Here is a 1,356-nt window from a genome sequence, read left to right on the forward strand (position 1 = left end):
TTCGGTCCTGCCGGAGTCCGTGATCTCCACGACGGTGCGGCTGGAGGACAGCGTGCGCACCGGGGCAGCCACGTCCGCGCGCTTCGATATCGTCAGCGGCGTCAGCACCGCGCCTCGGGGCGTGCCGTTCGCGGGGACGCCGACCAGAACCACCAACGGCGATACGACGTTCTACAGGTTCTCAACCGGCGCGCTCGGCTTCATGCTGGTGAACGGCAGCGGCACCCCGCTGTTCGTGTCCACCACGCTGACCGGCGCGGCGGCCACGCCGGCATCGTTCTTCGCCAGCCGGGACTACACCGGCTTCGTGGTCTCAGTTGATAACCGGAACGCGGGGACGTTCGCCGCGGAGACCACGCTGGAAAACGGGGTGTTTGTCCCGCAGGCCAACGTCAACTCCTTCCGAGTGCAGTGGCGGCAGGAGACGGCCACCCGGACCATCGGGACGGGAAACTACCACGTCCAGTGGACGGGGGATCCGTTCGGCGTCCGGCGCGGCTTCACGATCGACTTCTCCGATCCCACCGTGACGGCCGCGGCGCTCGCCGACAGTCTCGCGGCGCGGACCGCGACGCCCGCGGCGACGGACACCGGGCTGGCGGCAATCCTCGGCGTTGACCCGGCCACGATTCGGCCGGCGCGACTGCCGTTCACCATCACCAACCGCTCCACGGGCCGGGTGGTCACCGTGGTGGCGTTCACCCGGCTCACCAACACGATGGTGCTGGGTGACGGGGAGGACACGGTCCGCCTGGCCGTGCCCGCCGGCGAGTGGATACCGGGCGATCGCCTGGCCTTCATCGAGGACATCGACGAAGACTCGGTGGTGGTCGGCACCGCCTTCGTGGTTCTGGGCACCGACGGGCGGCCGCTGCGAGCCACCCGCAAGCGGGTGACCTTCCTCCAGGCGGTTCTCGGCTGCAACCAGCCGCGCGAGTCGTGCAATCCGACCCGGCCGGGCACCCGCGGCGCCGGCACCGCCGCCCTCACGGGCTACCTCGCCCTTACGTCGAGCACGGTAACCACGTTCCACTATTTCGTGGGCTTGAACCGCTATTCGGATTACACCGGCGTGGTGACCGCGGGCGTCTCGGGGACGGGCATCACGGCGGTTACCCGATCCCAGCTCGATTCGATCCGGGTCGTTCCCAACCCGTTCGTGGCGTTTTCCACGTTCCAGACGGCCATCGACGAATCGCGGGTGGTTTTCACCCACCTGCCGCCGCGCGGATCGCTGCGCGTCTACAGCGTGTCCGGGCAGCTCATCCAGCAACTCTCGTGGACCACGGCGGACCTCGGCTCCAACGGCGACCTGCACTACAACCTGAGGACGCGCGAGGGCACGGACCTGGCGAC

The 1,356-nt window shown here is 69.0% G+C and carries 1 protein-coding gene; it reads left to right on the forward strand.

The genetic code is table 11. From position 1 onward, the window contains the following. The coding region (locus Q8Q85_12955; protein MDP3775164.1) for a hypothetical protein at positions 1-1,356 on the forward strand (1,356 nt) is incomplete at both ends.

Source organism: Gemmatimonadales bacterium (assembly GCA_030697825.1).
Classification (GTDB): Bacteria; Gemmatimonadota; Gemmatimonadetes; order Gemmatimonadales; family JACORV01; genus JACORV01.